The organism is Chromobacterium sp. CCUG 76385 (assembly GCF_059916625.1).
Genome location: NZ_JAUCGU010000009.1, coordinates 106,005 through 131,455 on the forward strand (window position 1 = coordinate 106,005; position 25,451 = coordinate 131,455).

The 25,451-nt window shown below is 62.7% G+C and carries 22 protein-coding genes and 3 tRNA genes; 22 read left to right on the forward strand and 3 right to left on the reverse strand.

Annotated features, from left to right (window positions below; all coding sequences use genetic code 11):
• Positions 1-64: 64 nt before the first annotated feature.
• A tRNA-Thr gene (locus QUG01_RS08600) sits at positions 65-140 on the forward strand.
• A gap of 357 nt (positions 141-497) precedes the next feature.
• On the opposite strand, the gene QUG01_RS08605 is transcribed toward QUG01_RS08600, so the two are convergent.
• The gene (locus QUG01_RS08605) at positions 498-1,334 is read right to left on the reverse strand and encodes an SPOR domain-containing protein (protein ID WP_500829763.1); all 837 of its coding nucleotides are present in this window, start codon (positions 1,332-1,334) and stop codon (positions 498-500) included.
• A 132-nt stretch (positions 1,335-1,466) separates the two neighbouring features.
• Here QUG01_RS08605 and ndk point away from each other — a divergent pair, with 132 nt between their 5' ends.
• The 15 genes from ndk to QUG01_RS08680 all read left to right on the forward strand — a co-directional run bounded on the left by ndk (position 1,467) and on the right by QUG01_RS08680 (position 16,828).
• On the forward strand, positions 1,467-1,892 hold the full coding sequence (gene ndk, locus QUG01_RS08610) for a nucleoside-diphosphate kinase (protein WP_043625243.1): 426 nt from the start codon (positions 1,467-1,469) through the stop codon (positions 1,890-1,892).
• A gap of 70 nt (positions 1,893-1,962) precedes the next feature.
• Positions 1,963-3,057, forward strand: coding sequence for a dual-specificity RNA methyltransferase RlmN (gene rlmN / locus QUG01_RS08615; protein ID WP_500829764.1), 1,095 nt, complete (start codon positions 1,963-1,965; stop codon positions 3,055-3,057).
• Positions 3,054-3,797 (forward strand): type IV pilus biogenesis/stability protein PilW, encoded by a 744-nt coding sequence (pilW, locus tag QUG01_RS08620; RefSeq protein WP_500829765.1) that lies wholly within the window; start codon positions 3,054-3,056, stop codon positions 3,795-3,797. The genes rlmN and pilW overlap by 4 nt, the downstream gene beginning before the upstream one ends.
• A 2-nt stretch (positions 3,798-3,799) precedes the next feature.
• Entirely contained in the window at positions 3,800-4,741 is a 942-nt protein-coding gene (locus QUG01_RS08625; RefSeq protein WP_500829766.1) for a helix-turn-helix domain-containing protein, read from the forward strand.
• A gap of 13 nt (positions 4,742-4,754) precedes the next feature.
• Complete coding sequence (gene ispG, locus QUG01_RS08630) at positions 4,755-6,038, forward strand: flavodoxin-dependent (E)-4-hydroxy-3-methylbut-2-enyl-diphosphate synthase (RefSeq protein ID WP_500829767.1); 1,284 nt, start codon at positions 4,755-4,757, stop codon at positions 6,036-6,038.
• A gap of 35 nt (positions 6,039-6,073) precedes the next feature.
• Positions 6,074-7,345: a histidine--tRNA ligase gene (hisS, locus tag QUG01_RS08635; RefSeq protein WP_500829768.1), complete on the forward strand. Its 1,272-nt coding sequence runs from the start codon at positions 6,074-6,076 to the stop codon at positions 7,343-7,345.
• A gap of 19 nt (positions 7,346-7,364) precedes the next feature.
• Positions 7,365-7,994 (forward strand): YfgM family protein, encoded by a 630-nt coding sequence (locus tag QUG01_RS08640; RefSeq protein ID WP_500829769.1) that lies wholly within the window; start codon positions 7,365-7,367, stop codon positions 7,992-7,994.
• 4 nt (positions 7,995-7,998) lie between these two features.
• A complete protein-coding gene (gene bamB, locus QUG01_RS08645; protein ID WP_500829770.1) occupies positions 7,999-9,138 on the forward strand; it encodes an outer membrane protein assembly factor BamB in 1,140 nt (379 codons plus the stop codon).
• Positions 9,139-9,150: 12 nt separating this feature from the next.
• Complete coding sequence (der, locus tag QUG01_RS08650; protein WP_103319900.1) at positions 9,151-10,563, forward strand: ribosome biogenesis GTPase Der; 1,413 nt, start codon at positions 9,151-9,153, stop codon at positions 10,561-10,563.
• Positions 10,564-10,654: 91 nt separating this feature from the next.
• Positions 10,655-10,915, forward strand: coding sequence for an RNA chaperone Hfq (hfq, locus tag QUG01_RS08655; RefSeq protein ID WP_043625265.1), 261 nt, complete (start codon positions 10,655-10,657; stop codon positions 10,913-10,915).
• A gap of 92 nt (positions 10,916-11,007) precedes the next feature.
• Positions 11,008-12,138 carry a ribosome rescue GTPase HflX gene (gene hflX / locus QUG01_RS08660; RefSeq protein ID WP_500829771.1) on the forward strand — a complete coding sequence of 377 codons (1,131 nt, stop codon included), beginning with the start codon at positions 11,008-11,010 and terminating at the stop codon, positions 12,136-12,138.
• Positions 12,125-13,363: an FtsH protease activity modulator HflK gene (gene hflK / locus QUG01_RS08665; RefSeq protein ID WP_500829772.1), complete on the forward strand. Its 1,239-nt coding sequence runs from the start codon at positions 12,125-12,127 to the stop codon at positions 13,361-13,363. The genes hflX and hflK overlap by 14 nt, the downstream gene beginning before the upstream one ends.
• The gene (gene hflC / locus QUG01_RS08670; protein ID WP_103319894.1) at positions 13,360-14,244 is read left to right on the forward strand and encodes a protease modulator HflC; all 885 of its coding nucleotides are present in this window, start codon (positions 13,360-13,362) and stop codon (positions 14,242-14,244) included. The genes hflK and hflC overlap by 4 nt, the downstream gene beginning before the upstream one ends.
• 97 nt (positions 14,245-14,341) lie before the next feature.
• Positions 14,342-15,493, forward strand: coding sequence for an ATP phosphoribosyltransferase regulatory subunit (locus QUG01_RS08675; protein ID WP_500829773.1), 1,152 nt, complete (start codon positions 14,342-14,344; stop codon positions 15,491-15,493).
• A gap of 39 nt (positions 15,494-15,532) precedes the next feature.
• Entirely contained in the window at positions 15,533-16,828 is a 1,296-nt protein-coding gene (locus tag QUG01_RS08680; RefSeq protein WP_500829774.1) for an adenylosuccinate synthase, read from the forward strand.
• Positions 16,829-16,914: 86 nt separating this feature from the next.
• On the opposite strand, the gene QUG01_RS08685 is transcribed toward QUG01_RS08680, so the two are convergent.
• Positions 16,915-18,162, reverse strand: a complete 1,248-nt coding sequence (locus QUG01_RS08685; RefSeq protein ID WP_500829775.1) for a cytochrome-c peroxidase — start codon at positions 18,160-18,162, stop codon at positions 16,915-16,917.
• Between the two features lie 180 nt (positions 18,163-18,342).
• On the opposite strand from QUG01_RS08685, the gene acpA reads away from it, so the two are divergent.
• On the forward strand, positions 18,343-20,478 hold the full coding sequence (gene acpA, locus QUG01_RS08690) for an acid phosphatase (protein WP_500829776.1): 2,136 nt from the start codon (positions 18,343-18,345) through the stop codon (positions 20,476-20,478).
• Between the two features lie 188 nt (positions 20,479-20,666).
• Here the strand turns inward: acpA and guaB are convergent, their stop codons facing one another.
• Positions 20,667-22,130, reverse strand: a complete 1,464-nt coding sequence (gene guaB, locus QUG01_RS08695; protein ID WP_500829777.1) for an IMP dehydrogenase — start codon at positions 22,128-22,130, stop codon at positions 20,667-20,669.
• Positions 22,131-22,270: 140 nt separating this feature from the next.
• On the opposite strand from guaB, the gene QUG01_RS08700 reads away from it, so the two are divergent.
• The 5 genes from QUG01_RS08700 to QUG01_RS08720 all read left to right on the forward strand — a co-directional run bounded on the left by QUG01_RS08700 (position 22,271) and on the right by QUG01_RS08720 (position 25,450).
• The gene (locus QUG01_RS08700) at positions 22,271-22,702 is read left to right on the forward strand and encodes a DUF4124 domain-containing protein (protein WP_500829778.1); all 432 of its coding nucleotides are present in this window, start codon (positions 22,271-22,273) and stop codon (positions 22,700-22,702) included.
• A complete protein-coding gene (gene uvrC, locus QUG01_RS08705) occupies positions 22,703-24,508 on the forward strand; it encodes an excinuclease ABC subunit UvrC (RefSeq protein WP_500829779.1) in 1,806 nt (601 codons plus the stop codon).
• Positions 24,509-24,595: 87 nt separating this feature from the next.
• The gene (gene pgsA, locus QUG01_RS08710) at positions 24,596-25,177 is read left to right on the forward strand and encodes a CDP-diacylglycerol--glycerol-3-phosphate 3-phosphatidyltransferase (protein ID WP_500829780.1); all 582 of its coding nucleotides are present in this window, start codon (positions 24,596-24,598) and stop codon (positions 25,175-25,177) included.
• Between the two features lie 99 nt (positions 25,178-25,276).
• Positions 25,277-25,352, forward strand: a tRNA-Gly gene (locus QUG01_RS08715).
• A 22-nt stretch (positions 25,353-25,374) separates the two neighbouring features.
• Positions 25,375-25,450: transfer RNA gene (locus tag QUG01_RS08720), tRNA-Gly, on the forward strand.
• Position 25,451 lies beyond the last annotated feature (1 nt).

The following is a 25,451-nucleotide window of genomic DNA, read 5'->3' on the forward strand; positions in this document are numbered from 1 at the left end:
CAGAATTCAAAAAAGCCTTGATTTTCAAATTCAGAGAATCAGGGCTTTTTTAACAGATTGGATTGCCGGTATAGCTCAGTTGGTAGAGCAGCGCATTCGTAATGCGAAGGTCGTAGGTTCGACTCCTATTACCGGCACCATAAAGAATCAGGCTCGTCAGTTTAATTTATCTGTCGAGTCTTTTCTTTCGCTGGTATCTGTATATTTGCTGGTTTCTGCGGGTGAGTGGTTTATTGATTGCCTCGTGCAAAAGATAATATAAAGCGCTTGCTAAGATTAATCAGTTAAGGTATAGTTCTTTTCTCTCGAGGCGCTGTGCGGTTCGGGATAGTGTTGGCAGTTAGCTCAGTTGGTAGAGCATCGGATTTTGATTCCGAGGGTCACAGGTTCGAGCCCTGTACTGCCTGCCAGAATTTAAAAAAGCCCTGGAGTCAATCCAGGGCTTTTTGCATTTGTTCTCTGGATGTGAAAAAGCCCGCGCAAGCGGGCTTTGTTTATTATTGCCCGTTGGGGGCGAGCAATGGGGCGTAGCCTAGTTCGCGCAATTTCTTCATGGCTTCGTCGGCCTCTGCCCGGTTTTTGAACGGGCCAACCTGGACGCGGGTGACGGTGTGCGCTGCAATGCCGTGTTTCTGCAGTTCTTTCACCAGCTTTTGGGCGTTGCCCATGCTGGCGAACAGGCCTAGCTGCACTTGGTAGCCCACTGAGCTGCCTGCGGGTTCGGCTTTGGCAGGGGGGCTTGGCGGTATTGTTGCTGCCGGCGGCGCAACTTTTGGGGCGGCGGCGCTGTCCATGCTGGGCGCTGCGGCTGCTTCGCTGCGCGCGGGCGTGCTGGGTTGGCGGGCGCTTGCCGTTTTGCTCGGAGGTGTTTCGCGTTCCAGGCTTGCGGCTTTGCTGGCGGGTTGCGTCTGGCTGGGCGCCGTTGCGTGGGGGGGGGGCGGGTGTCGGCTGGCCGCTTGCTGATTGGCGATGGCGGGCGTTTTGCTCAGGTCCGGCGTGGTCGGAGGATTCGCGGCTGGCGCGACGGGGGCGCCGTTGCCGGCTTCCGCTGTCGGCGCGCTGCTTTGCTGCGCGGGCGCGCTGGCGATCTTGGGCGGCGTGATGATGCCGGCCTCCGGGCTGGACGCCGGTTTGACGATCTTGCCTGAGCTGGGTGTGGGGGCGTCGCTGCTCATCTCCACTTTGGGTTTGGTCAGCGCGTCCATCAGTGGGATGGCGGCGACGGCGACGGCGACCAGTCCGCCGGCAATCCATAGCCGTTTTTTCAGCTTGCTGTTGAGGTCGGATTCGTCCGGGCCGATTTGCGGCGCTTGCTGCTGATTTTGTTCTCGCATGGTGCCTGTATGGAATGTGCAGCACGTGTTTGAAAACGCTGCTAAAATAGCGGGTTCGTCAGAATTGGGTAACCCGAGTGGCGTCATAATACTCAAGTTTAGCCACTTGTCTTGTCGTTAGGGAGAATTTATATGGCAATCGAACGTACCTTGTCCATCGTTAAGCCGGATGCCGTTGCGAAAAACGTAATCGGTAAAATCTACGACCGCTTCGAATCCGCCGGCCTGAAGGTTGTGGCCGCCAAGATGAAGCAGCTGTCCCGCGCGGAAGCCGAAGGCTTCTACGCCGTGCACAAAGAACGTCCGTTCTTCAACGATCTGGTGAGCTTCATGGTGTCCGGCCCGGTGATGATCCAGGCGCTGGAAGGCGAGAACGCCGTGCTGAAGAACCGCGAGCTGATGGGCGCCACCGATCCGAAGAAGGCTGAAGCCGGCACCATCCGCGCCGATTTCGCCGACTCGATCGACGCCAACGCCGTGCACGGCTCCGACAGCGTGGAAAACGCTGCCATCGAAGTGGCCTACTTCTTCGCCGCTTCCGAGATCTGCTCGCGCTAATCTCGAACTGTAGTTGATTGACCGGAGGCCGCCGCGCAAGCGGCGGCCTCTTTCCCCTCTCGAGGATTGCATGAAAACCAACCTGCTCGACTTCAATCTGGACCAGTTGACCCAGCATTTTGCCGAAATGGGCGAGAAGCCGTTTCGCGCCAAGCAAGTGATGCGCTGGATGCACCAGATGGCCGAAGACGATTTCGACGCGATGACTGATCTCGCCAAGAGCCTGCGCGCCAAGCTGCACGAGCGCGCCGAGGTGCGCGTGCCGTCGCTGATGACCGGGCAGGAGTCTAGTGATGGCACCCGCAAGTGGCTGCTCGACGTCGGCACCGGCAACGGTGTGGAAACCGTGTTCATTCCGGAAGACGACCGCGGCACTTTGTGCGTGTCATCCCAGGTCGGTTGCGCGCTGGAGTGCACGTTCTGCTCCACCGGCCGCCAGGGATTCAACCGCAACCTGAGCACCGCCGAGATCATCGGCCAGCTGTGGTGGGCCAACAAGGCCATGGGCGTGACGCCGAAGAACGAGCGCGTCGTCTCCAATGTGGTGATGATGGGCATGGGCGAGCCGCTGGCCAATTTCGACAACGTGGTCAGCGCCATGCAGATCATGTTGGACGACCATGGCTATGGTTTGAGCCGCCGCCGCGTCACGCTGTCCACTTCCGGCCTGGTGCCGCAGATGGACCGTTTGCGCGAGGAGTGCCCAGTGGCGCTGGCGGTGTCGCTGCATGCGCCGAACGACGCGATCCGCGACGTGATCGTGCCGATCAACAAGAAATATCCGCTGGCGGAGCTGATGGCCGCCTGCAGCCGCTATCTGGAAAAAGCGCCGCGCGATTTCATCACCTTTGAATATGTGATGCTTGACGGGGTCAACGATAGACCGGAACATGCTCGCCAGTTGATGGAGTTGGTGAGGGATGTGCCGTGCAAATTCAACCTGATCCCATTCAATCCTTTCCCCAACTCGGGTTATGATCGTTCCAGCAACAACGCGATCCGCATTTTCCGTGAACTTCTGCAAGAACAAGGCTATGTGGTGACCGTGCGCAAGACGCGCGGCGACGACATCGATGCAGCCTGTGGTCAATTGGCCGGCCAAGTGCAAGATAAAACCAAGCGTCAGGCCAAATGGATGCAAATAAGCGAGGATAAGAAACTATGAATAAATGGCGGGGAGGGTTGGCTGGATGGCTGTTGGCATTTGGCGTCGCCACCTCCGCCATGGCGGCTAATACCAATGAGCTGGCGCAGATACGCAGCCAGCTTGCCGTGGAGTACGCCAGGATAGGCAATCTGAAGGCGGCGCTGGACAACGCCAATCAGGCGGTGCAGGCGGATGCGTCCTATGTGGCCGCGTATGTCGCCCGGGCCTATGTGCTGGGCTTGCTGCAGCAGAACGACCAGGCGGAACAGGATTTCCGCCGCGCCTTGCAGTTGGACCCGGCGAATTCGGCCGCCAACAATAATTACGGCCTGTTTTTGTGCGAAAACGGCCGGGTGCAGGATTCGCTGCCGCTGTTTCTGAAGGCGCTGGCCAATCCGCTGTATGATTCTCCTCAATCCGCCTATCTGAACCTGGGGCGTTGCAGCCTCAAGCTTGGCCAGGCGGACAAGGCCAATGAGTATCTGCTGGACGCTTTGCGCGCGGCGCCCAATTATCCGCCGGCGCTGCGCGAACTGGCGGAGATGCATCTTGGCCAGGGTAATGCAAAACTAGCCGCTTTCTATTTCGGCAGGCTGCGCAGCGCCAGTCCCGAGGGTTTGGGTGCCGCCGACCTGTGGCTGGGAGCCAGAATCGCCCGCAAGACCGGCGACGGCACGTTGGAAAGCGAATGCGCCGGCGAGCTGAAGAACCGGTATCCGGACTCTAGAGAAACACAACTGCTGTTGAGTGGAAGCTGAGGATGGAAAGAACAAACGAACATCTAGACGCTCCGATGCCCAAAGGCATCGGCCCCAGTTTGAAAGCGGCGCGCGAGGCGGCCGGACTGGGCTTGGGGGAAGTGGCTGATCGGCTGAAGCTGTCGATGCGGCAGTTGGAAGCGATCGAGCGCGACGATTTCGACGCTTTGCCCGGCGCCACCTTTGTCCGTGGCTTCGTACGCAATTACGCGCGTTTCTTGGGCGTGGATCCGGAGCCGCTGATGCAGGCCCTGGAGCAGCATTTCCCCTCGGCCGTCAATGATGTGGCCAATCTGGTAAAAGGCACCGCCGCGCGCGACTTGCCGCAGGAGCCGGAGGACGCGCCGACGGAAAGCCGTGAAGGCCCGTCCATTGGCAAATGGCTGGCGCTGGCGGTGATTGTCGCCGGCATCGCGGGCGGCGGCTTCTGGTACGCCAATCGCGACGATGGCGGCGCCAAGGCGGAACAGCATGCGGACGACCAACTGGCCCCGATGCTGACTCAGCAACATGATGCGTCTGCCGTGGCGGCATCCGCTCCAGCGGCTGCCACGCAGGCGAATTCTCCGGCCTCCGCTGCGGTGGCGGCCGTCAAGCCGGCAGCCAGCAGCCCGGCCCAGCTGGCTGCTGCCAAGCCTGTCGCCAGCGCGCCGGCCAAGGCGGTTGCCGCCAAGCCGGTGGCGAGCGCCCCGGCCGCCGCGCCAGGCAACGACAAGGTCAGCGTCAACGTCAAGGACGCGGCCTGGATATCGGTGCAGGACGCCACCGGCCGCAAACTGATTTACAAAGTCATGCAGCCTGGCGATGCCACCGAGGTTTCCGGCACCGCGCCGTTCAAAGTGGTGGTGGGCAACGCCAGCCAGGTAGAGCTGAGCTACAACGGCAAGCCGGTGGACTTCAGCGACAAGATCCGCGGCACAACCGCCAAGATTCAACTCAAGTGATGCAGGGTAGCGAATGGATAGCGTGAATATCGCGCGCCGCCCCACCCGCCTGGTGCGGGTGGGGCATGTTTTGGTAGGCTCCGCCGCGCCGGTGGTGGTGCAGTCGATGACGAATACCGATACCGCCGACGCCGCCGCGACGGCGGAACAGGTGTATCAGCTGGCGCAAGCTGGCTCCGAAGTGGTGCGCATCACCGTCAACTCGCCGGAAGCGGCGGCGCGCGTGGCGGAAATCCGCCAGCGGCTGGATGATCAAGGTTGCAATGTGCCGCTGGTTGGCGACTTCCATTTCAACGGCGACCGTCTGCTGAAGGAATACCCGGATTGCGCCCAGGCGCTGGCCAAATACCGGATTAATCCCGGCAACGTCGGCAAGGGCGCCAAGGGCGATGACAAGTTCGCCTTCATGATCCGCACCGCGATGGAGCTCGACAAGGCGGTGCGCATCGGCGTCAACTGGGGCAGCCTGGATCAAGCCTTGCTGGCGCGCATGATGGACGCCAACAACCGCGCAGCCACCCCGCTGCCGCTGCCCAAGCTGATGCAGGAAGCGCTGATTGTTTCGGCGCTGGAGTCGGCCGATAAAGCCATGGAAATCGGCCTGTCGCCGGACAATATCATCCTGTCCTGCAAGGTCAGCAATGTGCAGGACCTGATCAGCGTCTACCGCGAGCTCGGCAGCCGTTGCGACTACCCGCTGCACCTGGGCCTGACCGAAGCCGGCATGGGCAGCAAGGGCATCGTCGCTTCCAGCGCCGCGCTGGCCGTTCTGTTGCAGGAAGGCATAGGCGACACCATCCGCATCTCGCTGACGCCGCAACCTGGCGAAGCCCGCACCAAGGAAGTGGTGGTGGCGCAGGAGTTGCTGCAAACCATGGGTCTGCGCAGCTTTACGCCGCTGGTCACCGCCTGTCCGGGCTGCGGCCGCACCACCAGCACCTTCTTCCAGGAGCTGGCGGACGATATCCAGAACTACCTGCGCGAGCAGATGCCGGTATGGCGTCTGCAATATCCTGGCGTCGAGGACATGAAGGTGGCGGTGATGGGCTGCGTGGTCAATGGCCCGGGCGAGTCCAAGCTGGCCGACATCGGCATCTCCCTGCCCGGCACCGGCGAAGTGCCGGTGGCCCCGGTCTATGTGGACGGCCACAAGGATGTGACGCTGAAGGGCGACAACATCGCGGCCGAGTTCACCGCCATCGTCGACAACTACGTCAAAACCCGCTACGGCGAAGGCGGCGCCAAGCGCCGCGAAAACGCCAGCCGCACGATTCCGATCCAGCCGGTGAAAGCCTGACGGAACCAGAATTCAGCTGATACAAGAAGATAGCAATGGCTCAGAAATACCAAGCGGTCAAAGGCATGAACGATGTGCTGCCGACCGAATCCTACCAGTGGGAATATTTTGAAGGGGTGCTGCGCAAGCTGCTGGCCGACTACGGCTACCACAACATCCGCACCCCCATCCTGGAAAATACCGCGTTGTTTGTCCGTTCCATCGGCGAAGTCACCGACATCGTCGAAAAGGAAATGTACACCTTCGTTGACAGCCTGAACGGCGACAGCCTGACGCTGCGCCCGGAAGGCACGGCCGGCACGCTGCGCGCGGTGGTCGAGCACAATCTGCTCTACAACGCCACGCAGAAGGTGTGGTACATGGGCCCGATGTATCGCCACGAACGTCCGCAAAAGGGCCGTTACCGCCAGTTCCACCAGATGGGCGTGGAAGCGTTGGGCTTTGCCGGCCCGGACGTGGACGCCGAAATCATCGCCATGACGGCCGACCTGTGGCGCCGTCTCGGCATCAGCCAGTATGTGCGTCTGGAAATCAACTCCCTGGGCAACAAGGAAGAGCGGGCCGCTCACCGCGACGCGCTGATCCAGTACTTGGAGCGCCACGTCGACATCCTGGACGAGGATGGCAAGCGTCGCCTGTACACCAATCCGCTGCGCGTGCTGGACACCAAGAATCCGGCGCTGCAGGAAATGGCCAACGCCGCGCCCAAACTGTCCGACTATCTGGGCGAGGCGTCGCGCGCCCACTACGAGGGCTGGAAGGCGATGATCGCCGCGCTGGGCGTGGAGTATGTGGAAAACCCGCGGCTGGTGCGTGGTTTGGACTACTATAACCAGTCCGTGTTCGAGTGGGTGACCACCGAGCTCGGCGCCCAGGGCACCGTCTGCGCCGGCGGCCGTTACGACGGCCTGATCGAGCAGCTGGGCGGCAAGCCGGCGCCGGGCATCGGCTTCGGCATGGGCATGGAGCGCGTGCTGCTGTTGCTGCAGGACAAGGGCCTGCTGCCGTCGCAGCGCGGCGTCGATGTCTACCTGGTCAACCAGGGCGCGGGCGCGGGCCTGTACTCGATGAAGCTGGCGCAGCAACTGCGCGCCGCCGGTTTCTCCGTGGTGCAGCACCTGGGCGAGGGCAGTTTCAAGTCGCAAATGAAGAAGGCCGATGCCAGCGGCGCGGCGTTCGCCGTCATCGTCGGCGAGAACGAGATCGCCGCCGGCCAGGCCGTGATCAAGGCCTTGCGCGCGGAAATCGAACAAAAGACCGTGGCAGCCGCGGATGTCGCCGCGACGCTGGCCACTCTGAAAGCTTGATTGAATAAGGGGGAACGCAATGGCGTTCGACTTGCAGGAACAGGAACAGATCGATTCGATGAAGGCCTTCTGGCAGCAGTGGGGCAAACTGATCGGCGGCGCAGTGCTGGCGGTCAGCCTCGGCTACCTGGGTTACAAGGCCTATGGCATGTATCAGCGCCAGCAAGCGGAAAAAGCCGCCGTCGCGTATGAAGCGGTGGACGCCGCCATCGCCGCCAAGGATGTCGCCAAGCTGAAAACGGCGGCCCAGCAATTGCAGGGCGAGTTCGCCGGCACGGTTTACGCCAGCCGCAGCGCGCTGGTGCTGGCCAAGGCGGCGTTCGACAAGAACGATCTGGATCTGGCCTCCAGCCAGCTGCAGTGGGTGGTGACGAACGGCAAGGACGAGGCCATGCAGGCCATCGCCCGCCTGCGCCTGGCTTCGCTGCATCTGCAGCAGAAGAAGTACGATGCCGCGATCTCCGAGCTGAACCAGCCGCACCCGGCTGCTTTCGACGCCGAGTATCTCGAGTTGAAGGGCGATGTGTTCTCCGCCAAGGGCGATGCCGCCGGCGCGCGCGACGCCTACAAGGCCGCGCTGGCGAAGCTGGTGCAAGAAAACCCGAGCCGCGAGCTGGTTCGGATGAAACTCGACGCGTTGGGAGGCTGATCGCATGCGCCGCCAACTGTTGCTTACCGCTGTCATCTCTTCCTTGTCGCTGGCTGGCTGCGCCAGCTGGTTTGAAGGTTCCTCGCAATTTCAGCCGACGCCGCTGGCCGCCATCAAGCCGCTGCAGACGCTGGAGCTCAAATGGACGCTACAGCAGGCGGCGCCGGCCGGCAGCTTCCTGCCGGTGTACGCCAACGGCAATGTGGTGACCGCAGACGCTACGGGGCGCATCCGCAGCATCGATGCCCTGTCCGGCCGTATCCAGAGCGATGTGTCGCTGAAGCGCGGCCTGAGCACCGGCGTCGCCGTCAGCGGCGATACCGTGCTGGTGGGCACGCAGGACGCCAAGCTGCTGGCGGTGGACCGCGTCAGCGGCAAGACGCTGTGGGAGCAGTCCCTGACCAGCCTGATGCTGGAAGCGCCGCAGATCGCCGGCGACAAGGTCATCGTGCGCACCAACGATGCCCGTCTGACGGGGTTCAACCTGGCCGACGGCAAGCAGCAGTGGTCGGTCGGCAACGTATTGCCGCAGCTGACGGTGCGCAACGACGGCTCGATGCGCGCGGTGGGCCGCGAGGCGGTGATGGTGGGGCAGGCCGGCGGCCAGCTCGACATCATCAATCCGCAAACCGGCAATTCGCTGTGGCAGGGCGCCGTGGCCACGCCGCGCGGCGCCACCGAGCTGGAGCGCGTCACCGACGTCACCAGCCGCCCGGTATTCGATGGCGGCCAGGTGTGCGCCGTGGCCTATCAAGGGCGCGTCGCCTGCTTTGAGGCCCGCAGCGGCAGCCTGCAGTGGGCGCGCGAGATCTCGTCCAGCCACGGCCTGGCGGTGGACGCCCGCAATGTCTACGTGACGGCGGAAAACGGTTCGGTCTGGGCCTATGATCGCCAGAGCGGCCGCAACGTCTGGAAAAACGACGATCTGAAGTACCGCGATGTCTCCGGCCCGGTCATGCTGGGCCGCTTCGTGCTGGTGGTGGATGGCGAAGGCTATGCGCATCTGCTATCCAACGAGAGCGGCGGCATTGTCGGCCGCAGCAAGATCGGCACCTCCGGTCCGGTCAATCAACCGGTGTCGCTCGGCTCCTCCGCCCTGGTACAGGGACAGGATGGCCGCTTGGCGATGCTGAATTTGGGATAAAAGCAGTTTTACATGAAACCTACCGTAGCGCTGGTCGGCCGCCCCAATGTGGGCAAGTCGACCCTCTTCAACCGGCTGACCCGCAGCCGCGACGCCCTGGTCGCCGACCAGCCGGGCCTGACGCGTGACCGTCATTACGGCCATGGCCGGGTCGGCGAGAAGCCGTATCTGGTGGTGGACACCGGCGGTTTCGAGCCGGTGGTGGACGAAGGCATCCTGTTCGAAATGGCCAAGCAGACCTTGCAGGCCGTTGACGAAGCCGATGCCGTGGTGTTCCTGGTGGACGGCCGCTCCGGCCTGACGCCGCAAGACAAGATCATCGCCAACCGCCTGCGCCAGCTGGACCGTCCGGTGTTCCTGGCCGTCAACAAGGCGGAAGGCATGAAGCATGCCATCGCCGGCGCCGAGTTCCATGAACTGGCGCTGGGGGAGCCGCTGGTGATTTCCGCCGCTCACGGCGACGGCGTGCGCGAGCTGATGGAACTGGTGCTGGAGGGCTTCCCCGATGAAGTGGAGGAAGAAGACAGCCGCCATCCGAAGTTCGCCGTGATCGGCCGGCCGAATGTCGGCAAGTCCACCCTGGTGAACGCCATTCTGGGCGAGGAGCGCGTCATCGCCTTCGACCAAGCCGGCACCACCCGCGACAGCATCTATATTGATTTTGAGCGCGAAGGCCATACCTATACCATCATCGACACCGCCGGCGTGCGCCGCCGCGCCAAGGTCAACGAGATGCTGGAGAAATTCTCCGTCATCAAGACCATGAAGGCGATTGAAGACGCCAACGTCGCGGTGCTGGTGCTGGATGCCCAGCTGGACATCTCCGAGCAGGACGCCACCATCGCCGGTTTCGCGCTGGAAGCCGGCCGCGCCCTGGTGGTGGCGGTCAACAAGTGGGACAACCTGGACAGCGAGCAGAAAGACACCGTGCGCCGCGAGATCGCGCGCAAGCTCAACTTTCTGGATTTCGCAAAGTTTCATTACATCTCGGCCATCGAGGGCCGAGGTGTGGCAGACTTGTTCAAATCGATCGACGAGGCTTACCGCGCCGCGATGGTGAAGCTGGCGACGCCGAAGCTGACGCGGGTGCTGCAGGTGGCGCTGGAGCGCCAGCAACCGCCGCGCAGCGGCCTGATCCGCCCCAAGATGCGCTATGCGCACCAAGGCGGGCAGAATCCGCCTATCATCGTCGTGCACGGCAACGCGCTCGACAATATACCCAACAGCTACACCCGCTATTTGGAACATACTTTCCGTAAAGTGTTCAAACTGCAGGGCACCCCGCTGAGAGTGCAGTATAAATCGTCGGAAAACCCGTTCGACAACGACGACGGCAAGGAGAAATCCCGGGCCAAGCCTAAGCCGATGTCCAAGATGCGGGGCAGGGAAAAAGAAGTTCGCTACGGCAAAAACAGCAAAAAATAGTACGCCGGAATGTTTTCTGCTAAAAATAAGCAGGCCGCCGCGCTGTTCGCTGCACAGTTAATACAACAATCAACGATTCGGAGAAAAACGAATGAGCTCTAAAGGGCAAATGTTACAAGACCCGTTCCTGAACATCCTGCGTAAGGAACACGTGCCGGTCTCCATCTATCTGGTCAACGGCATCAAGCTGCAGGGTCAGGTTGAATCCTTCGACCAGTACGTGGTTCTGCTGAAGAATACGGTCACCCAGATGGTTTACAAGCACGCCATCTCCACCGTGGTCCCGGCTCGCGCGGTTACCATCCCGCACGAACACCCGGCGCAGAAGCAGGAACAGGCGCAGGACGCCTAAGGCAGCCGGCCTCGCCGCCCGGGCCGATCGGCCGCATCATGCATGCGGCCTTTCGGCCTTTGTCTTTTATCGCCGCACTAGATTGCTACAGCATGTTTGATCGTCCCGACTTAGGCGACCAGGCCGTCCTGGTCAGCCTGGATTTTGGTGATGCCGACTACCAGGAAAGTGTCGCCGAGTGCGCCGAGCTGGTGCGCAGCAGCCATGTCGAAATTCTCGGCATGGTGCAGGGCAAGCGCCAGCGCCCCGACGCCGCCCTGTTCGCCGGCAAAGGCAAGGTGGAGGAGATCGCCTCCATGGTGCGGGCCACCGGCGCCAACGTGGTGATCTTCAACCACGCGCTGTCGCCGGGCCAGGAGCGCAACCTGGAGCGCGTGATCCAGTGCCGCGTGATCGACCGCAACAGCCTGATCCTCGATATCTTCGCTCAGCGCGCCCGCAGCCATGAAGGAAAGCTGCAGGTGGAGCTGGCTCAGCTGTCGCATCTTTCCACGCGCCTGGTGCGCGGCTGGACCCACTTGGAGCGGCAGAAGGGCGGCATCGGCCTGCGCGGCCCCGGCGAAACCCAGCTGGAAACCGACCGCCGCCTGCTCGGCATCCGCGTCAAGGCGCTGAAGGAGCGTTTGGCCCAGGTGCAGAAGCAGCGCAGCACCCAGCGCAAGGGACGCAATCGCGCCGGCATCGCCTCGGTGTCCATCGTCGGCTATACCAACGCCGGCAAATCCACCTTGTTCAATGCGTTGACCAAGGCCAATAGCTACGCCGCCGACCAACTGTTCGCCACACTGGACACCACCAGCCGCAAACTGTTCCTGAATCATCAAAGTTCCGTCGTGCTGTCCGACACCGTCGGCTTCATCCGCGATCTGCCGCATACCCTGGTGGCGGCTTTCCGCGCCACGCTGGAGGAGACGGTCCAGGCCAATCTGCTGCTGCATGTGGTGGACTGCGCCAATGAGATGCGCGATGCGCAGATCGAGGAGGTCAACAAGGTGCTGGCCGAAATCGACGCCGACGGCATTCCACAGCTCATCGTATGGAACAAATGCGATCTGAAAGCGCTGCCGCCGGAGATCGAGCGCGGCGAGGATGGCCAGATCGTTTCGGTACGCGTATCGGCGCTGAAGGGCGAGGGGCTGGAACTCTTGCGCGAGGCGATTGCCGAACGGGTGCAACCTTTCGCAAACAACCATAAAGAACCATACGAGCATGTCGCAGAATGACCCGAACCGTGGCCGCAACGGCCAGAATGGGCCACCGGACCTCGATGAAGTGTTCCGTGATCTGAACCGCAAACTGTCCCGCCTGCTGGGCGGCAAGTCCGGCAATGGCGGCCCGAACAATCCGATGGGCCAGGGCGGACGCCCCGGCTCCGGCATGTCGCCGCCGTCGTTCAAAGGCGGCGCCGCCGCCGTGATCGGCGTATTGGCCGCCTTGTGGCTGGCCAGCGGTTTCTACGTGGTGGACGCGCGCGAAGCCGGCGTGGTGCTGCGGCTGGGCAGTTTCAATCGCCTGACCGAGCCGGGCCTGCAATGGCGCGCGCCGTATCCGTTCGAGAAGTCCGAGATCGTCAACCTGACCGAGGTGCGCAGCGTCGAAGTCGGTTATCGCGGCAGCGCGCAGAACCGCGTGCCGGAAGAATCGCTGATGTTGACCGAAGACCAGAACATCATCGATGTGCAGCTGTCGGTCCAGTACGACATCAAGGATGCGCGCGCGTTTCTGTTCAACAACGCCGCGCGCGAGCGCGACGGCAAGGATCTGGTCAAGCAGGCGACGGAAACCGCCATCCGCGAGGTGGTCGGCCGCAACAAGGTGGACTTCGTCCTGAACGAGGGCCGCGCCCAGATCGCCGTCGACGCGCACAAGCTGATCCAGGAAGTGCTGGACCGCTACCAGGCCGGCATCCGCATCGCCAAGGTCAACATCAACGACGTTCAGCCGCCGCAGCAGGTGCTGGCGGCGTTCGACGACGCGGTGAAGGCGGGCCAGGACAAGGACAAGCTGCTGAACGAGGGTATGGCCTACGCCAACGAGGTGGTGCCCAAGGCCAAGGGCATGGCCTCCCGTCTGGTGCAGGAAGCCGAGGCTTACCAGCAGCAGGTGGTGGAGCGAGCCGAGGGTGATGCCCAGCGATTCAAGCAAGTGTTGCCTGAATACAACAAGGCGCCCAAGGTCATGCGCGACCGCATGTACCTCGACATGATGCAGCAGATCATGCACAACAGCAGCAAGGTGCTGGTGGATCAGAAGGGCGGCAACAGCCTGCTCTACCTGCCGCTGGACAAGCTGGTGCAGATGACCGCTCCCGGCGCCGCCGCGCCGGCTCTCGCCCAACCCTCCGCGAGCCCGGCCCCTGCGGCCCCGGCCCAGCCGGCTAATCCGCCGGCGGCCAAGAACGGGCGCGATACCTCGCGCGGTCGCGATATTTTTGGAGCGGAGCGATGACGCAAAGATTGATCCCAACCCTGGTGGCGATCGCCGGCGCGCTGTTTGTCGCCAGCTTGTCGCTGTTCACCGTCGATCAGCGCCAGTACGCGCTGGTTTTCCAGTTCGGCGAGGTGGTCAAGGTGATCTCCCAGCCGGGCATCCAGTTCAAGATTCCCCTGCTGCAGAACGTGCGCTACTTCGACCGCCGCGTGCAGACCATCGATGCGGAAACGCCTGAGCTGTTCAATACCCGCGAGAAGAAGAACGTGCTGGTGGATAGCTTCGTGAAATGGCGCGTGGTGGATGTGTCGCAGTTCTACAAGAGCGTGGGCACCGAAGCCGCCGCGGTGGCGCGTCTGAAGCAGACCATCAATGATGGCCTGCGCGCGGAGTTCGGCCAGAAGACCGTTGCCGACGTCATTTCCGGCCAGCGCGATCAGGTCATGGAGACGGTTCGCAAGCGCGCGGACGCGGATGCGCGTAAAATAGGCGTGGAAATTCTCGATGTCCGCTTAAAACGCGTCGACTTTCCGGATAAAATAAGCAGTTCCGTCTACGACCGCATGCAGTCCGAGCGTCGCACCGTGGCCAGCAAGCTGCGCAGCGAAGGCGCGGCCGATGCCGAGCGGGTGCGGGCGGAAGCCGACAAGCAGCGCGACGTGATCCTGGCCGAAGCCTATCGCAAGGCGCAGGAACTGAAGGGCGTGGGCGATGCCAAGGCGGGGGCGATCTACGCCGAGGCCTACGGCAAGAATCCGGAGTTCTACGCCTTCTGGCGCAGCATGGATGCGTACAAGGAGTCGTTCAAGAACAAGAGCGACGTGCTGGTGTTGGATCCGAGCAGCGATTTCTTCAAGTATCTGAAGAACCCGCAGGCGGGACAAGGCAAGAGCAAGTAAGCGACAATTTAGTATAAAGAAGACTGGCCGGGGCGACCTGGCCAGTTTGCTGATGACAAGGCGGGGCTCCTCCCGCCTTTTATTCTGTTGAAACGAAATGCGTAATTGGCTGTTACCTGAATATATCGCGGACATCCTGCCGGCCACGGCGCGCCAGGTTGAGTCCGCCAAGGCCGCGATGCTGGAAGGCTTTCGCGTGGCTGGCTACGAACTGGTGCTGCCGCCGCTGATCGAGTACATCGATTCGCTGGTCAGCGAAGGCGACGTCACGCTGGACCTGAAAACCTTCAAGCTGGACGACCAGTTGTCCGGACGCCAGCTGGGCCTGCGCGCCGACATCACGCCGCAGGTGGCGCGCATCGACGCCCACTTGTTGGGCGGCCGCACCGGCGTCACCCGCCTGTGCTACGCCGGCAGCGTGGTGCACAGCCGCCCGTCCGGCCTGACCAGCTCGCGCGAGCCGCTGCAGGTCGGAGCTGAGCTGTACGGCTATGCCGGCATCGAGGCCGACCTGGAGATCATCGATCTGATGCTGTCCACGCTGGAAAAAGCCGGTGTGGAAAAACTGCGCCTGGATGTGGGCCATATCGCCATCTACCGCGGCTTGGCCGCGGCGGCCGGCCTCGCTCCGGAGGTGAGCCGCGAGCTGTTCGGCCTGTTGCAGAACAAGGATGCCGCCGGCATCGCGGCGCTGGTGGCCGGCGTGGCCGAACCTTACAAGAGCGCTTTCCTGGCGCTGCCGGAATTGTATGGTCCGGCTGTTGTGCTGGAGAAGGCGCGCACCCGTCTGCCTTCTCTGCCGGAGGTGGAGCTGGGGCTGATGCAGCTGTCCGCCATCGCCCGCGCGATGCAGGGCCGGGCGGAGCTGAGCTTCGATCTGGCCGAGCTGCGCGGCGATTTCTATCACACCGGCCTGATGTTCGCGGCTTACGCGCCGGGCTGGTCCGACGCCATCGCGCGCGGCGGCCGCTACGACAATGTGGGCCGGCGCTTTGGCCGCGCCCGTCCGGCTACCGGCTTCAGCCTGGACTTGCGCGACCTGCTGCGCATCCTGCCGGAACGCGACTCCAGCCGCGGCATTCGCGTCTCGGCGCGCCATCTGCCGGCTGCCGCTGAGGAAGTGGCGCGTTTGCGCGCCGCAGGCGAGATGGTGGTGGTGGATTATCTGGGCGAATCGGCGGACGCGTTGAATTGCGATCGCGAGCTGGTGCCTGCCGAGCAAGGCTGGCAGCTGGCGCCGTTTCATTGATTTTTTGTTTGAATCTGACTGACGAAGAGGTTTTTTCCAATGTCCAAGAACGTTGTCGTGATTGGCACCCAGTGGGGTGACGAAGGCAAGGGCAAAATCGTTGACTGGCTGACCGACCACGCGCGTGCCGTGGTGCGCTTCCAGGGCGGCCACAACGCCGGCCATACGCTGTGGGTCAACGGCAAGAAGACCGTCGTGCGCCTGGTGCCGTCCGGCATCCTGCGTCCGGACGTCGAGTGCTTCATCGGCAATGGCGTGGTGCTGTCGCCGGAAGCCCTGCTGAAGGAGATCGACGAGCTGGAAGCCGCCGGCGTCAACGCCTCCGCCCGCCTGAAGATTGCAGAAGGCTGCCCGCTGATCCTGCCGTACCACATCGCTCTGGACCAGGCGCGCGAAGCCGCCATGGGCGCCGGCAAGATCGGCACCACCGGCCGCGGCATCGGCCCGTGTTACGAAGACAAGGTGGCCCGTCGCGCGCTGAAGGTGATCGACCTGTTCAACGCCGAGCGCTTCGCCGCCAAGCTGAAGGAAAACGTAGACTACTACAACTTCCTGCTGACCAATCTGTTCCAGGCCGAGCCGGTGAGCTACGAGGCCATCCTGGCCGACACCATGAAGATGGCCGAGCGCATCAAGCCGATGGTGGCTGACGTGTCGCGCACCCTGTACGACATGGACAAGGCTGGCACGCCCATCCTGTTCGAAGGCGCGCAAGGCACGCTGCTGGACATCGACCACGGCACCTACCCGTACGTGACCTCGTCCAACTGCGTGGCCGGCGCGGCGGCGCCGGGCGCCGGCGTGGCGCCGCAAATGCTCAACTACGTGCTGGGCATCGTCAAGGGTTACGCCACCCGCGTCGGCTCCGGTCCGTTCCCGACCGAGCAGGAAAACGAGATCGGCGCCTTCCTGGCCAAGCGCGGCAACGAGTTCGGCTCCGTCACCGGCCGTCCGCGCCGCTGCGGCTGGTTCGATGCCGCCGCGCTGAAGCGCTCCATCCAGATCAATGGTGTGTCCGGCCTGTGCGTGATGAAGCTGGACGTGATGGACGGCCTGGAAGAGATCAAGCTGTGCACCGGCTACATGCTGGACGGCAAGCTGATCGACATCCTGCCGTTCGGCTCCGATGCTGTGACCAAGTGCGAGCCGGTATACGAAACCCTGCCGGGCTGGACGGGCACCACCGTCGGCGTGAAGCGTTGGGAAGATCTGCCGGCCAACGCCCAGGCTTACCTGAAGCGCATCGAAGAGGTGTGCGGCGCGCCGGTCGACATCGTGTCCACCGGTCCGGACCGCGAAGAAACCATCGTGCTGCGTCACCCGTTCGGCCTGTAAGCCGCGCGAGATTGCGCCAGTAAAAAAGCCCACCGTGCAGCGGTGGGCTTTTTTGTTGGCTGCCCGCCTGATCGGGGCGAGCGCTCTCAGATATTCTTCGGCTTGGGCGGCTTGTAGCCGTCGTTCAGCGTTTTCAGGAAGGCGAGCATGTCGTCGATGTCTTTTTCGTCGAAAGCCGCCTTGGCGCCGGGTTTGCCGCCGAATGGCGGCTCCATGTTGACGTTGCCGTGGTAGCGCGCGGGCAGGTCATCAAACTTCGCCACCTTGCCGTCCTTGCCCTTCGGGTACCACTTTTCCGGATGCGTGTCGCGCTCGGCGTAGAAGCGCAGTACCTGGCGCAGATCGTTGAACGAGCCGTTGTGGAAGAAGGTTTTGCGGGTGGCGACATTGCGCAGGCTGGGCGTGCGGAACAGTCCGCAGTATTCGGCATGGGTCTTGAGGTCGGTGCGATAGGGGCCGCACAAGCCCAGGTCGTAGTAATGGCTGTTGCGGTTGGCGGCGATGGCCGGGTTGCGCGGCGCGCCGACGGCGATGTGGCCGAAATCGCTGAATAGCGGAAACGCGCCGTTTTCGCTGCGCGCGCTCAGATGGCAGGACGCGCAATTGCCCTTGGCCGGATCGTTGAAAGCCTTCAGCCCGCGCATTTCCTGGGCGCTGAGCTTGGTTTGGCCGCGCAGATAGGCATCGTACTTGCTGTCGTAAGGCGCAAATTCCCTGGGATTCTGCTGGAAAACCTCCAGCGCCAGCACCGCCTTGGCGAACGCCGCGTCCGGATGGCTGAAGATGTCCTTGCCGAACAATTGGCGGAAGCGGTCGGCAGCGGGCGATGCCTGCAATTTTTTCACTACGGCGGCCGGCGTGCCATTGGCCATTTCGTTGGGGGCCAGCAAGGGCAGGGAGGCCTGGCTGTGGGTGGAGTCGGCGCGGCCGTCCCAGGTGAAGCCGCCAGTCGGGCCGGCATCCTCGCTGTCGTTGCCGTCATCGTCATGGAAGTGTTCGCTGAAGGCTGGCACGGTTTGCAGATAGCGCAAGGACGGCGTGGCGCGGGTGCCTGGCTGCTTGCCATCGACGCCGCCCAGTTGCACGGCCAGTCCGTTGGGCGGGCCATAGGCATGCGCTGGGCTATGGCAGGTGGCGCAGGACATGGCGCCGGATGCCGATAGCGAGCGGTCGAAAAATAGCTGGCGGCCCAGGCTTTCCAAGGCCTTGGCGCTGACCGGGCGGGGGCCGGGCGCATAGGCGGCGCCGACGTAGGCCGGCTGGGCGGGTGGCGCGGCAAGCGGAGCGGTGGAAAGGGCGGCCAGTATCGATAGCGGGATGAGTGTGCGCAGCATGATGTCGGATGGATGAAGTGTGGCGGCGACTGTACTGCGTGAAAGTGACAGAAATGTGACAGTGGGCAGTTTGTTTCCCGGATGTGGTGGGCGAGGGGAATGTTAACAAGTTGTAAACGTACTGAAACATTCCATCAGGATAATCCGCACACTCCATCAAACCGCAAGGATGATCATCCCATGCAACGCTTGACCTGTGGCTTTGCGCTGACCCTGATCGGCGCGGCCGTATTGACCGCCTGCGGCGGCGGCGGCTCCTCTTCCGCCAGCGCGGCCCCCTCCAGCACCAGCGGCGTGGTGACCGGCAGCTATTTCCGCCACGCCAAAGTGTGCCTGGATCAAAACGGCAACGGTCATTGCGACAGCAATGAGCCGTTTGCCTACACCGACGACAACGGCGCGTTCTCGCTGAAAGGCAGCGGCGCGGTGCTGGTGGAAGTGGGAACCGATGCGACGCGTTATGATCCCGATACCGGCACGGCCAGCCCGGTAACCGATCCGCTGATTTTCCGCGCCCCGTCCGGCGCCAATAATGTGGTGGTCAGCTCATTGACCACCGAAATCGCAGACCTGATGGACGGCGGCATGGATCTGCCCACCGCGCGCAAGGCCGTGGCGGATCGCCTGGGCGTCGATCCGGAAAAAGTGATGGCCGACCACAACAAGGAAAGCGATCCGGACGTCAAGGCCACGCTGAAAGGGGCGATCAACCAGAATATCGACGCCATCGCCAACGCGGTGAAGGAAGCCGGTGCCACCGGCGATATCAAGAGCAATCTGCACAAACGTCTGGGCCTGAGCGATATCAAGAACGTAGTGGTGATCTACGCCGAGAACCGCGGCTTTGATAACTTGTACGGCCTATTCCCGGGCGCCAACGGCATTCCGAACGTCAACCCGACGTCCAAGGGCAAGGCGGAGCCGCAGAAGGATTTTGACGGTTCGGTCCTGCCAGTCTTGCCGCCGACGTGGGGTGGCCTGACCGCTGGCGGCCAGAGCGTGAGTCTGACCCAGCAGCAGACGGCGAACTTCGCCAACAAGCCGTTCCAGATCGACGATCCCAAGGGCCTGAACGGCACGGGCGTGGTGGTGTCGCAATCGGTGGTCACGCGCGATCTGGTGCACCGCTTCTTCAATAACCAGATGCAGATCAATGGCGGCGCCAACGACAAGTTCACCGCGTATTCGGATGCCGGCGGCCTGACCATGGGCTACTACGACGGCAGCAAGATGGCGATGTGGCAGCTGGCCAAGCAGTATACGCTGGCCGACAACTTCTTCATGGGCGCTTTCGGCGGCTCTTTCCTCAATCACCAGTACCTGATCTGCGCCTGCGCGCCGGAATATCCGAATGCCGACACCTCGGTCGCCAAGGGCAGCATCTCGGCGATCGATACCGACGCCAAGGGCAACTTCCTGCGCCTGACGCCGGCCGCCAACAGCCCGGCCTCCGTTCTGACAGGCAAGGCCCTATACAAAAACGACAGCACGCTTACGCCTAAATTCAAGAGCGACGGCACGCCGGCAGTCAAGGACGGCAAGTTCTATGCCGTCAACACCATGCAGCCGCCGTTCCAGCCGACCGGCAACGCGTCTGCGGACAAGAAGCTATACGGCGATCTGACGAAGGCTTCCACTTTGCCGGTGCAAACCCAGGCCACCATTGCCGATCGTCTGGACGACAAGAAGGTCAGCTGGGCCTGGTATGCCGGCGGCTGGAATACCGCGCTCACCGACAGCAGCCAGATTTACGGCGGCGCGATCCAGTTCCAGCCGCATCACCAGCCTTTCAATTACTTCGCCAATTTTGACCCGGTGAAGCAGGCCGACTACCGCGCCAAGCATCTGAAGGACTTCGACCAGAGCTTCCTCGCCGACGCCGCCAAGGGCCAGTTGCCGCAAGTGGCGTTCTACAAGCCGCAGGGCAATCTGAACCAGCACCCTGGTTACGCCAGCGTGACCGATGGCGACCAGCACATCGCCTCGGTGATCGCCCAGTTGCAGAAGAGCCCGCAGTGGAAAAACATGCTAGTGATCGTCACCTACGACGAAAACGGCGGTTTCTACGACCATGCCGCGGTGCCGAAGGGCGATGGCTGGGGGCCGGGCACGCGTATCCCGGCGATTGTGATCTCGCCGTTCGCCAAGAAGGGCTTTGTCGATCATACCCAGTACGACACCGCATCGATCCTGCGCTTCCTGACCCGTCGTTTCGGCCTGAAGCCTTTGCCGGGGGTGAGCGCGCGCGATGCCGCGCTGGTGAAGAACGGCGGTAAGCCGATGGGCGATTTCCTGAGCGCGCTGTCGTTCAACTAAGCGGGAACATCGTTCCTTTGCAACCGCCCGGCCTGGTCCGGGCGGTTTTGTTTGTGCGGGTGGTAAATAGCGCTGTGCCAAGCCAGGCGCAATGGTTGGCAGAGAGGATGAGGGGCAGGAAACGGCGTCAGGCAAAGAAAAAGGCAGGCCGAGAGGCCTGCCTTCATGGCGAATTCCAGCGTAACGGCTTAGCGTTCGACGTGGTAGTTCGGCGCTTCCTTGGTGATCTGCACGTCGTGGACGTGGGATTCGCGGATGCCGGCCGAAGTGATCTCGACGAACTGCGCCTTCTCATGCAGTTGATCGATGTTCGGGCAACCCAGGTAGCCCATGGACGAGCGCAGGCCGCCCACCAGTTGGTGGATCACCTGGCCGATCGGGCCCTTGTACGGCACGCGGCCTTCGATGCCTTCCGGCACGAACTTGTCGGCGGCGTTGGAGCTGTCCTGGAAGTAACGGTCGGCCGAACCCTGGCTCATCGCGCCCAGCGAGCCCATGCCGCGGTAGGACTTGTAGGAGCGGCCCTGGAACAGTTCCACTTCGCCCGGGGCTTCCTCGGTGCCGGCGAACATGCCGCCCAGCATCACCGCGTTGCCGCCTGCTGCCAGCGCCTTGGCGATGTCGCCGGAGAAGCGGATGCCGCCGTCGGCGATCATCGGCACGCCGGTGCCTTTCAGCGCTTCGGACACGTTGTGGATGGCGGTCAGCTGCGGCACGCCCACGCCGGCCACGATGCGGGTGGTGCAGATCGAGCCGGGGCCGATGCCGACCTTGACGCCGTCGGCGCCGGCCTTGACCAGATCCAGCGCGGCCTGGGCGGTGGCGATGTTGCCGCCGATCACGTCGACATGCTCGAAGTTTTGCTTGACCCAGCGCACGCGGTCCAGCACGCCCTGGCTGTGGCCGTGGGCGGTGTCCACCACGATGACGTCCACGCCGGCGGCCACCAGCGCCTTGACGCGCTCTTCGGTGTCGGCGCCGGTGCCGACGGCCGCGCCGACGCGCAGACGGCCTTGGCTATCCTTGTTGGCGTTCGGGTGTTCGCTGGTCTTGATGATGTCCTTGACCGTGATCAGGCCCTTCAGCTCCCAGGCGTCGTTGATCACCAGCACGCGCTCCAGGCGGTGCTTGTGCATCAGTTCGCGGGCCTCGTCGATGCTGGCGCCTTCCTTGACGGTGATCAGGCGCTCGCGCGGGGTCATGATGGAGCCGACGGTCTGGTCCAGGCGGGTTTCGAAGCGCAGGTCGCGGTTGGTGACGATGCCCACCACCTTGCCGGCTTCGATGACCGGCAGGCCGGAGATCTTGTACTGGCGGGTCAGCAGGACCAGATCGCGCACCAGCATGTCCGGCGCGATGGTGATCGGGTCTTTCACCACGCCGCTCTCATGGCGCTTGACCTTGGAAACTTCGGCAGCCTGCTTCTCGACGCCCATGTTCTTGTGCACGATGCCAATGCCGCCTTCCTGCGCCATGGCGATGGCGAGGCGGGCTTCGGTCACGGTGTCCATGGCGGCGGAAACCAGCGGCAGGTTCAAAGTGATGTTGCGAGTGAGGCGCGTAGCGAGCGATACGTCGCGCGGCAGAACTTCAGAATGAGCTGGGACGAGGAGAACGTCGTCGAAAGTATAGGCTTTCTCGATGATACGCATCGCGTTTCCTTAGGCGGCAAAGCCGCATTGTACCGGATCGGCGACGGTTCTGCAAAAACGCGTTCCGACCGCTTTTGCGCGGCCGGATGGCAAGCCTTACAATCCGGAACATACAGCCAGAGGGTTCGGGGATAGCGACAATGAAGTCATCTGTAGTATGGACGTTTTTGCTGGTTTTGCTGACGCCGGCCGCCGCATCGGCCGAGGTCTACACCTGGACCGACGCCAACGGCAAAAAGGTGTATTCCGATCAGCCGCCGCCCAATGTCAACGCGCGCAAGCTGAACGTGCGGACGCACCCTGCGCCGATGCCGGCGTCCGCGCCGCAATCGGAAAAAAAGGCGGAAAAGAAAGCCGAGAGCAAGCCCGTGGCGTCCGACAGCGCGGCCATCGCGGCCGCCAACGCCAAGATCAAGGAGCAGAACTGCAAGCAGGCGCAAAGCAATCTGTCCACGCTGCAGCTGAACGGGCGCATCCACCTGCCGGGCTCCACCGCGCTGGCCACCGACGCCCAGCGCAACGAGATGATCCGCCAGGCTCAGAAAGACGTACAGACCTGGTGCAATAAATAAGTGTCCAAGCCCGAATTCGACTACCAGAGCGTATTGCAGAACCTGCCATCGCTGCCCGGCGTCTACCGCATGCTGGGCGAAGACGGCAAGGTGCTGTACGTCGGCAAGGCGATAGATCTGAAGCGCCGGGTCAGCTCGTATTTCCAGAAGAACGATCTCAGCCCGCGCATCCGGCTGATGGTGCGGCAGATCGCCAATATCGAAACCACGGTCACCCGTTCCGAGGCCGAGGCCCTGATTCTGGAGAACAATCTGATCAAGGCGCTGTCGCCGCGCTATAACATTTTGTTTCGCGACGACAAGTCCTATCCCTATCTGATGCTCAGCGGGCATGCCTTTCCGCAGATGGCGTACTACCGCGGCGAGCCGAAAAAGCCCAACCAGTACTTCGGCCCGTTTCCCAACAGCTACGCGGTGCGCGAGAGCATCCAGATTCTGCAGAAGGTATTCCGCCTGCGCACCTGCGAGGACGCGGTGTTCGCCAATCGTTCGCGTCCCTGTCTGCTGTATCAGATCAAGCGCTGCTCCGGCCCCTGTGTCGAGCATATTTCCAAAGAAGAGTACGCGGCGGACGTGGCCAGCGCGGTCGCCTTCCTGAATGGGCGGCAGAGCGAGCTGATAGACGAGCTGACGCGGCGGATGACGGCGGCGGCGGAGGCGATGGCCTTTGAGCAGGCGGCAGAGCTGCGCGACCAGATCCAGGCGCTGGCGCGGGTACAGGAGAAGCAGTTTGTCGCCAGCAACCAGAGCCAGCAGGATTGCGATGTGGTGGCGGCGCGGATCCGCGATGGCCAGCCCTGCGTCAATCTGGTGATGATACGCGGCGGCCGCCACCTGGGGGACAAGAGCCACTTCCCGATAGGCGGCGAGGCCGATACCGCCGAGGAAATCCTGCAGGCCTTCGTCGCCCAGCACTACCTGAATGCCACGGTGCCGACCGTGCTGGTCGTCAACGGCCCGTTGGATGGCGCGCTGCAGCAGTTCTTGCTGGAGCGGGCCGGCCGCAAGATCGCCATCGTCAGCAATCCGATAGGCGAGCGCCGGGTATGGCTGGAGATGGCGGAAAAGAACGCCGAGCTGGCCATCCTGCAGCGTTTGGGCAGCAAGGCCACCCAAAGCCAGCGGCTGGCGCAGCTGAACGAGGTCTTGGAACTGGAGGATGCCGGCCGTTTCGAGTGCTTTGACATCAGCCACACCATGGGCGAGGCCACGGTGGCGTCCTGCGTGGTGTACGACAAGGGCGCGATGCAGCCTAGCGAATACCGGCGCTTCAACATCGCCACCGCCACGCCGGGCGACGATTACGCCGCGATGCGCGAAGTCCTGTCACGTCGCTACGGCAAACTGGCGGAAGGCGAGGGCAGATTGCCGGACGCGGTGTTCATCGACGGCGGCAAGGGCCAGGTGGGCGTGGCGCTGGAGGTATTCGGCGAATTGGGGCTGAATTTGCCCATCGTCGGCATCGCCAAGGGAGAGGAGCGCAAGCCCGGTCTGGAAACGCTGATCCTGCCGTATCTGGAAAAGACGCTACAATTGCGCCAGGACCATCCGGCGTTGCACCTGATCCAGACCGTGCGCGACGAGGCCCACCGCTTTGCCATCACCGGCCATCGCGCGCGGCGGGCCAAGGCGCGAACGGCATCGACGCTGGAAGACATCCCCGGCATCGGCGCCAAGCGTCGCCAGCAGCTGCTGACGCGCTTTGGCGGGCTGCGAGGCGTGGTGGCTGCCAGCGTGGATGATCTGACGCAGGTGGAAGGCATCAGCCGAACCCTGGCGGAAAAGATTTACAATGCCTTGCATTAGTTGATTGTAAGCGGCGGGCGCCCCTGATCCAGGCTCGGGGCGCCGGCCCGCGTTGTTGACAAGCCTGAAGCGACAAGACCAAAACCGATGCCCTTCAATTTGCCGATATTACTGACCTGGATCAGGGTCGCCTTGATCCCGATCTGCGTGGCGGTGTTTTTCCTGCCGGACTCCATCTTGCTGCTGCATAGCCGCAATGTCGTGGGGGCCGGCATTTTCGCGTTGGCGGCCGCCACCGATTGGCTGGATGGCTTTTTGGCGCGCAAGCTGGGGCAGACATCGGCGTTCGGCGCCTTTCTCGATCCGGTGGCGGACAAGCTCATCGTCGCCGCCGCGCTGATCCTGCTGGTGCAACTGGGCCGCACCGAGGGTTGGATGGCCATGATCATCATCGGCCGCGAAATCACCATTTCGGCGCTGCGCGAGTGGATGGCGGGCATGGGCAACCGCAACAGCGTGGCCGTGGCTTACATCGGCAAACTGAAAACCGCGGCGCAAATGCTGGCGATCACGCTGCTGCTGTACGATGGCGCCTTGTTGCCGGGCCTCGATGCCCGCTGCTTGGGGAATTTTTCCATGTACGTTGCCGTCATATTGACTTTGTGGTCAATGATTTATTACCTGCAAATGGCCGCCAAAGAGTTTGCGGGTAAAAAAATAGATGTATGAAGTGTTGACAGCCCCGAACAAATCTCTATAATTCGCAGTCTCTCGCCGCCGCTGACGAAGCAGCAGCGAGATCAAGATGGTTGTAGCAAGTTATGCAGCGCGGGAATAGCTCAGTTGGTAGAGCGCAACCTTGCCAAGGTTGAGGTCGCGAGTTCGAGCCTCGTTTCCCGCTCCAGCAACTTGAAACAATTTTCGATGCGGGAATAGCTCAGTTGGTAGAGCGCAACCTTGCCAAGGTTGAGGTCGCGAGTTCGAGCCTCGTTTCCCGCTCCAA